The organism is Paenibacillus sp. NEAU-GSW1 (genome assembly GCF_009737085.1).
Classification (GTDB): domain Bacteria; phylum Bacillota; class Bacilli; order Paenibacillales; family Paenibacillaceae; genus Pristimantibacillus.
The window spans coordinates 112,767-120,148 of record NZ_WOVL01000016.1; the positions used below are offsets into that span (position 1 = coordinate 112,767).

Genomic DNA, 7,382 nt, shown 5'->3' on the forward strand with positions numbered 1-7,382 from the left:
TTCAAGTCGCCTTCTTTGCTATGGCCATGTAGATTTCTGATTCTATATAACCTGACCTTTGGATAGCTTCTCTCCATTGGTCTGAGGAAAGCCACTCCGTAGACATGCCATTTGAACCATTAATCTTGAAGGCATTCTCTACTGTGAAAGCTAAATACTCCATTGGTAATTCAACCATTCTGCCAGAAAGACCATATTCGTGTCTGATCTCTAGAAAGAGGTTGAATAAGCTTTTTGAGAAGTCCGCAATCCTCTTTCCCGAGTCAAATGCATCGGGAAAGTAATACCTGGTGTAGTACCATCCGCTGTTAACAGGAAACTCGGACTCATCATAACTTTGTAGTACAAATGCCATTTCCTCCTCATCGGTAATCCCTTTAAAACGATATTCAGAAGGCATAAACCGACCGATTATGTGAGTCTTCGAATTGGCTAAGAAGAAAGTACGACGGTCCACGAGCTGTTCTTGTCCAATTGAAATCGTGGTCATTCTAACGTTTCTCCGATGTAGTTGATTATATATATCGATTAAGCAATCGTATTGCCACTCCGTCAACTTATGAGCTTCATCCATTATCAATGCTACTCTTCGATGTGCGCACTGTTCAGCTTTCTGATGCATTATACTTACAATTTGATTTCTGAGCACAATTTCATCTTTCTTTGTTGGGAACCCGAAGTTGAAGTCCGTCAGCATATCTCTGAAAAACTTCTCAGCTGATGGGACCTTATAGCTTTTGCTATCAGCTACAAAAACGGGAAGTTGGTATTCCAATACTTCTGGCAAATAATTAACAGCAAATGTAGTTGCCTTGGTTTTACCCAGCCTTGGTCTCCCATACACAATCATGCCTGGCGCTCCATCAGTTATAATTTGGACAATCTTGTCCATTAATCTATGGATTTCTAAAGTGGGTAGAACATAAATTCCTTGTTCTATTGGATGTGTGCCTGATGGAATCATCGGCCTAATCAATGAAATGGCCACCTTTCTAAAGAATAATCGTTTTAAACTTTCGGGCAGATGTAGTAGACTGTACTTTTTTGAGTTTTTCTTGTTGCTCTCTGGCCTTATCCAATCCATTAATCTCCTCGTGTTGCTTTACTAATTCCTCACTTCGTGGTTTGCCTTCTTCCTCGTTACTTTTCCGTATAACTTGCTGTACCTTAGCGATTTTATTAGCAGTAACTTTCTTCTTGTGTTTGGTTTGTGACAAGAGATACTCATGATATACAAAGATCGGATCATCCCATTGAGTGAAATGGATCAACCTCTTCGCTTTTAGCATATTTATCGCTTTTCTCATTTGTAAGGAATGAGAAGTTAATGACCATTTTCCGGCAGCCACTAGCTCACCGAATTCACTCCCATCCGGTAGGTAGATTCGAATTGTGCGTAGATCATCGACATTCACATGTACTGTTACCTTCGTATTGATTAAATGTGTGGACTGAGCTAACAAATCATTTCTGTATTCAACCCCCATGTATTCAATGTAAGGGCGTTTCCCCGTACGAATGTTGCCGCGAATAGTTCTTGGTTGTTCTACTTGTGTAAACGTAAACTCTGATCGTTTATTTTCTTGAAGCACCCTAGGTATCATCCCCTTACTAACTCGTTGTTCTAGCACTTCGAGCGGTGAATTATAGAAATAGGAGCCATGAGGAGAACCATTATAATTTGCAACGACAACATCAAGAATCTCCTCTAAATGCTCATGTGTCATTTCATAGCGTATAGCCATTCCTTCTGGATCTAGTCGTCGAGGGTCATTTGGATGACTTCCTGTTGTATTCACCAAACGTTGAATGCTGCTAGTTGTTAAGGTTTGGTGAAATCGTTCAATATGTGGACGTCTCATAGGTCTATCTACAGCCCCTAAGCACGTAGTACACCCTATCAAGTTACGAAAACGTTCACGTACCATTGTTGCTAAGTGCGCTTTAGCATTATCAAAATGAACAACGTCCCATACTGCCCATTCAAATTCAGGAAACCGTTCTGAAGGGTATCCCCCCGTTGGTTGATAGCTCATACCAGGTATAGTTAGTTTCAATTTTGTAACTGGCATTATAGCTTTTTTGGCTGCAATCATTACATCACTTGCGTTATATTCCTTATTGATACATATATGTGGCCGGCCTATCACGGTATCGGTAGCACGATCAATAAAACTCAGAAACCAAAGTCGATCCAAAGTAAGAATTGCTTCATCACCTTGATTGGTTGTTACTTTTATTACAAAGATGCCATCTAAACGATGCCCATCGAATTCAACATGCTGATATGGAGTTATGGTTTGCGGGTAATTTAACTGGCCAATGCCTGAATTTTTTGCTTTTTGTTCAGCTTCTTTTCCATAGCGAGACGACGCTTTACCAAAGTGAGTATCTCTAAGGCGTTCTAAATACCGGCATAATGCCCTATAGCCTAAATGTGACGTGTTAAAAGGATAATCACTTCTGGATATTCCTACTTCCCGGCATTTATCTACGAACTTTTTATGAATATACTTGGGCCGCATAACAGGTTCGGCAAGCATCTTTCTTCCAAAAAACAAATTGACTATTTCATCTCGAATGGCTGGGTATTTATCTAGAAGTAATTCAAATTCACCAGTCTTTCTAGATTCGTTAAATTTGTTGCTGAGAGGATTTAATTCGTATTTTTTTAGTTTTTTATTTGGAATGAGCCCACGATACCCCCAAGGTACACCATGTGGATCATAAGCAATGCACCTATTGTACAAGCGAAATAAATTAATCCGGTTTAAACCGGTCATCTCGTAAATTTCGTTTAAGCTTTTTTGATTTGCTACATAAAGATCTACAGCTTCTTTACGTTTAAAAAATATTGCTCGATCTTCCTCCTCCATTTTGGATTCATCTACTTTCATCCATAACTCCTGATCAATTTGTGCGGTGGCTAATTCCCCGCTATGTATGACTCTCAATCTACTCACGTAGCCAAACCTCCGACTGCCTACAAATAATCGCTTTATCTATATTAATGTGGATTTTTCCATGATAATAAAGCCAAAGGCAAGAATCATGTATCAACGAATATGGCAATGTAGTTATTTCATATAGAGACTGCAAGCTGCGGCGTTTATCATTAATATGTTTTATCACGTCATCAGCTACGCCTGGTTTCAAACTATTCTTAATGATTGAGATAATCTTTAACCGGTTTTCTAACTCTTGATGGTTCCTTCTTAGTGATTTTTCTGTTACAACTTCATAAGTAAAGTTATTTGCAATACAATAAGCTCTTTGAGCATCAATCTGGCGAAGGGTTCTCTCATTCCGAGGATCATTCTCGTTTAATTCTGCCTCATACTTGATCTCACGGTATATTTGTGTCCCATCATGATGTCTAATCCACATATCAAATACACTCGTATGAAGAACACCGTCGTATACATAGGAAATTTCGGGATATTGTTCACAATATGTTTCGATATTAGGATCTGATTCAATATGAACCCAGTTATCGAATTCGAGGTCACTATATAATATGACTTCCCTCATATTTACTTTTGGTCCTTCAGTGCTCCAGTAATTACTACCATACTTAGCATTCCTAGGCATTACTTTTGGCTGATACATGGATTCACCTCAATGTCACAAAGATCAAACATCAAATGCCTATTACAAACATTTTTGCTTATCAGCATAAACAATAATTTCTTATTTTATACAAGCTTCCCTTGTATATCAGTGAAGCTATTTGTACATAATAGATTCATAGGTTTATAGAATGGAGTGTTATTAATGAGCGAAGAAGAATTTTATCGTTGGCTGGGACTTTATCTGAAAAATATTCGAAGAAGCTGCCGATTAACACAATCAGATATATGTCAAAAATATCACTTATCGAGATCCTCCCTTTCTAATATTGAGACTGGTAGACACCATTTAAGTATTTATGCACTTTATGAATTATTAATCGTTTTGGATGACTCATTTGAAAACATATTAGAGTCAATGCTTGCGTTGCATCGAAAGCATAAGTTTTAATCTCCGGATCTCCTCCTGATATTTTTTTAAGACATTAGGATCAATTTCAATTCCATGTTCAACCGTTGAAGCAAGTTCCATATGATTGCTCCCCCATAAAATGATATGCCGGTAATCATTAACATCGAAAAGCACCGGAATTTGCCAAAAACCATAGGATTCTGCACATGCGAATAATTGTGATCTAAATAATGTTGCATTTGAGTAGTAGCTCCCATTGAATAGTATTCCTTTTCCTGTGACAGTAGCCATTCCACATTTTATATCCAATCCATCCACTTTACTTCACCTCAGTAGTATTCTGACCATTAAATGACTTCGCGATACATATAAGTATCAATTTAAAATTATGATACATATGCATCTATGTATCTGAATTGAACCATTGATTACACTTAAATTGAGGTGTATCCATGGATAATTCAGTTCTTAACTTAGTCGGTCAACGTATTAGAGATCTCCGAAAACAGAATAATCTTTCCCAGGAACAACTTGGTGAACTTGCAGGCTTTCACTTCTCATATATTGGAGGGTTGGAACGTGGACAAAAGAACATTACCCTTCTTAATCTGGAGAAAATTGCTGAGGCCCTCAATGTTCCACTTCATGAAATTTTTTTATATAACCGACAAACTAATCGTTTAAAAAGTAACGCCAAAGATGTCATACTTAATGAGGTCCACAACAAGATTGTTGTAATGTCTGCTGCTGATTTACGGAAAATAAATCGATTAATTGATGAAATTTTCACCTAGCTCTATATAATAATTAAGAAGGAGCCTTCTACCCTTTTATTAGCAGTGGGTTGAAGGCTCCTTTCTTTTTACTCTTCCCCCGTCATTTCGAATCGTTTCCTGAGTTCTTTCAGTGCAAGATATACCTACGATTCCACTTTGCCAACTGCTATTCAAACAAACATGCCCGTACCCATTATTTTAACTCCCGCCGCCAGTCTACAACTTTATTTTATCAAGACACTTCTTCCACATTATGAAATGACCAGTTATATTCTCTTGTCTCTTGGGAAATAGCTTTAAAAAAACTAAGAGGTGAGCTCTATGAAGGTGCAGGAGAAAAAAGATTACGAAACATTGCAAATGAGAATTAATTCTTTCCCTTCATTTGTTATGGAGTTTATACATTATAAATTGAACGATGATCGTTCACCTTCGTCCATGCTGGAATATCTTAGGGATTATGATCATTTTTTCTGGTGGATGGTTTGGGAAGTATTTGTTGAGTTAAAAGAGATTAAAGAAATTAGCATATGTCAGATTGACGAACTAACGGTCCAACATATTCGGAATTACGAAAGATGCCTCCGAATAACTGAAAAAATGTCGGAGCGATCTGTATCGCGGAAGTTACACTCAATACGTTCACTGTTCAATTATCTTCACGATATAGCTGAAAATGAAAAAGGTAACCCTTTAATTAAATCAAATGTTTTCCGTAAGTTTATTTTGAAAAGAGCGCCAGGAACATTAACGGTTGCTCGAACAATACATGAAAAGGATCTTCTGACTGCTGATGAATCAAATGATTTTATTGACTACATTCAAAATCGGTATAGAAATGAAAATAAAAAAAATCCTCAGGCAATATGGAACTATGATCGTAACAAAGAACGTGATGTCTGTATTATTAACTTGATATTAGGATCAGGGTTACTTGTTAGTGATATTGTAAATCTAGACATCGAAGATATTTCTTTAAACGATAATCAAGTGAATATTACCCGACAATGGTCTGCACAAAGAAGCAGCCATTACGTTTTGATTAGTAATAGTGCAAATAATTTCTTAAAGAAATATATAGATCTAAGAAGAATGATTTATCAGCCGACGGATGATGAATCAGCACTTTTCTTAGCAGTTAAAAATGGTCAAAAAATCGGTAATAGAATAACAAAAAGAGCTGTTCAAGCGATGGTGCTAAAATATGCTGATAAATATGGCAAGCCTGAATTAACCACCAGGCAATTAAGATATTCTTTTGGATTAGAATATCAGAAACAAAGTAATTATGTTCAAACCAAACAACAGCTCGCGTTAAGAAATATTGAAGCTACAGAAAAATATCAAATTTTATCTGAATTGTTGGAATGAAAATGAGGCCGTTCTGCATTAAGTACGGCTAACTTTCTCTGCTCATGAACTATGATTTTGTCATCCAACAATTTTTTAAATTAACTGACTAAGATCAGTCATTCCCTTCTTGACCTGGTCTTTTTCCTATAAAAAATAAAATAAACTAAACTTCCGTAAAACGGCAGTTTAGTTTATTTTATTTTTTTTGTTTATTTTTATTCGAGTATCTTAAGTGCAATATACGCAATATCCAAAATATTGATTTTATTTTCGTCGTTCATATCGGCGTCTGTCTCTATTGCCCAATGTGTGCCGGTGGAATCTTTGCCGAAAACATCTTAAGCATGTAATAATTTCGAGTTAATGTGACATAATATGAATTAAATTTACAAACAATCAATTATGGAAAGAGTGATAATGTGAAAAAAACTCTAATAATGTTAGTGATTTTTGGTACTTTTTTTTCCTGCTTTACAGATGTAAATGCAAAACCAACAAATGATAATCAAGTAAATTGCGACACACTTGAAGCAATGTTTATTACGTTATTAAATCCATTATCTGTGGAAATTATTTTAGAACGTATAGGTGGCCAAGGAATGAGTTACTCACTTTCGGATGCTAAGATTTTAGATATAGAAAGGCCAGAAGTAGGTGGCTTTCGATTTATTACAACTATAAGGTATAATTCTTATACCGGTCCGCATAATCCACCTTATGGAATTGAAATACTTACATACGATATAACTGCTTCCGGTGCAAAGTTGCTAAATTATACTCACAAGATTATTAATTAATGAGTAGCTTCTTTCATAACTATTTACGTGAACTCGATTACTACTGCGTGGTCAAGGGCACATTTGACAGGCTGATAGAGCGATTTGACATGGAGCCTCTGCGGGCATGATTACTCGCGAAAGCCGCGAAACATAAGTACTTGCCATACTAATCAGCTTATCCTGCCCGCCTCTCCATATAAATCGCTCGCATTCAATTAAAGCATTCGATGTGGCGAGTAAGCATTTTGTTACCAGGAACGTGGTCCGAATCGGTGCCACACGGTTGAACCGCTCTCCCAATTGGTGGACTGATTTAGGGACCATGTTCGACAAAGCAAAGATAAACCCAGCGTTTTCAAATACGCTGTGGAGTTGTCAAAAAAAGTGCAGTTTGAAAACACCCATATACTAAAATTCCGATTCCGATGTGGAGCGGATGAGTCGGAATTTTAATTCATTCCCGTTTTCTAAGCTGCTGTTGATAGGTATCTTT

At 36.8% G+C, this 7,382-nt stretch carries 8 protein-coding genes; 4 read left to right on the forward strand and 4 right to left on the reverse strand.

What is annotated here, in order from left to right:
- Position 1 precedes the first annotated feature (1 nt).
- Genes GOM71_RS14310 through GOM71_RS14320 form a run of 3 tightly spaced genes read right to left on the reverse strand, consistent with a single transcriptional unit; the run spans position 2 to position 3,609 of the window.
- The gene (locus tag GOM71_RS14310) at positions 2 to 1,084 is read right to left on the reverse strand and encodes an ATP-binding protein (RefSeq protein ID WP_156282212.1); all 1,083 of its coding nucleotides are present in this window, start codon (positions 1,082 to 1,084) and stop codon (positions 2 to 4) included.
- Positions 993 to 2,963 (reverse strand): hypothetical protein, encoded by a 1,971-nt coding sequence (locus GOM71_RS14315; RefSeq protein ID WP_156282214.1) that lies wholly within the window; start codon positions 2,961 to 2,963, stop codon positions 993 to 995. The genes GOM71_RS14310 and GOM71_RS14315 overlap by 92 nt, the downstream gene beginning before the upstream one ends.
- On the reverse strand, positions 2,956 to 3,609 hold the full coding sequence (locus GOM71_RS14320) for a TnsA endonuclease N-terminal domain-containing protein (RefSeq protein WP_156282216.1): 654 nt from the start codon (positions 3,607 to 3,609) through the stop codon (positions 2,956 to 2,958). The genes GOM71_RS14315 and GOM71_RS14320 overlap by 8 nt, the downstream gene beginning before the upstream one ends.
- Before the next feature lie 165 nt (positions 3,610 to 3,774).
- On the opposite strand from GOM71_RS14320, the gene GOM71_RS24990 reads away from it, so the two are divergent.
- Entirely contained in the window at positions 3,775 to 4,020 is a 246-nt protein-coding gene (locus GOM71_RS24990) for a helix-turn-helix domain-containing protein (protein ID WP_156282218.1), read from the forward strand.
- Here the strand turns inward: GOM71_RS24990 and GOM71_RS14330 are convergent.
- Positions 3,985 to 4,299, reverse strand: a complete 315-nt coding sequence (locus GOM71_RS14330; protein ID WP_156282220.1) for a hypothetical protein — start codon at positions 4,297 to 4,299, stop codon at positions 3,985 to 3,987. The two genes, GOM71_RS24990 and GOM71_RS14330, sit on opposite strands and share 36 nt — an antisense overlap.
- 134 nt (positions 4,300 to 4,433) lie before the next feature.
- Here GOM71_RS14330 and GOM71_RS14335 point away from each other — a divergent pair, with 134 nt between their 5' ends.
- The 3 genes from GOM71_RS14335 to GOM71_RS14345 all read left to right on the forward strand — a co-directional run bounded on the left by GOM71_RS14335 (position 4,434) and on the right by GOM71_RS14345 (position 6,907).
- Positions 4,434 to 4,775: a helix-turn-helix domain-containing protein gene (locus tag GOM71_RS14335; protein ID WP_156282222.1), complete on the forward strand. Its 342-nt coding sequence runs from the start codon at positions 4,434 to 4,436 to the stop codon at positions 4,773 to 4,775.
- Positions 4,776 to 5,078: 303 nt separating this feature from the next.
- Complete coding sequence (locus tag GOM71_RS14340) at positions 5,079 to 6,128, forward strand: tyrosine-type recombinase/integrase (protein WP_156282224.1); 1,050 nt, start codon at positions 5,079 to 5,081, stop codon at positions 6,126 to 6,128.
- A gap of 419 nt (positions 6,129 to 6,547) precedes the next feature.
- A complete protein-coding gene (locus GOM71_RS14345) occupies positions 6,548 to 6,907 on the forward strand; it encodes a DUF3888 domain-containing protein (protein WP_173275636.1) in 360 nt (119 codons plus the stop codon).
- Positions 6,908 to 7,382 lie beyond the last annotated feature (475 nt).

What these genes read in the sequence shown, in the direction of transcription:
- GOM71_RS14335 (WP_156282222.1), top strand. Translation starts at nt 4,434, where the DNA reads ATGGATAATTCAGTTCTTAACTTAGTCGGTCAACGTATTAGAGATCTC.
- GOM71_RS14345 (WP_173275636.1), top strand. Translation starts at nt 6,548, where the DNA reads ATGTTAGTGATTTTTGGTACTTTTTTTTCCTGCTTTACAGATGTAAAT.
- GOM71_RS14340 (WP_156282224.1), top strand. Translation starts at nt 5,079, where the DNA reads ATGAAGGTGCAGGAGAAAAAAGATTACGAAACATTGCAAATGAGAATT.
- GOM71_RS14310 (WP_156282212.1), bottom strand. Translation starts at nt 1,084, where the DNA reads ATGGATTGGATAAGGCCAGAGAGCAACAAGAAAAACTCAAAAAAGTAC.
- GOM71_RS24990 (WP_156282218.1), top strand. Translation starts at nt 3,775, where the DNA reads ATGAGCGAAGAAGAATTTTATCGTTGGCTGGGACTTTATCTGAAAAAT.
- GOM71_RS14320 (WP_156282216.1), bottom strand. Translation starts at nt 3,609, where the DNA reads ATGTATCAGCCAAAAGTAATGCCTAGGAATGCTAAGTATGGTAGTAAT.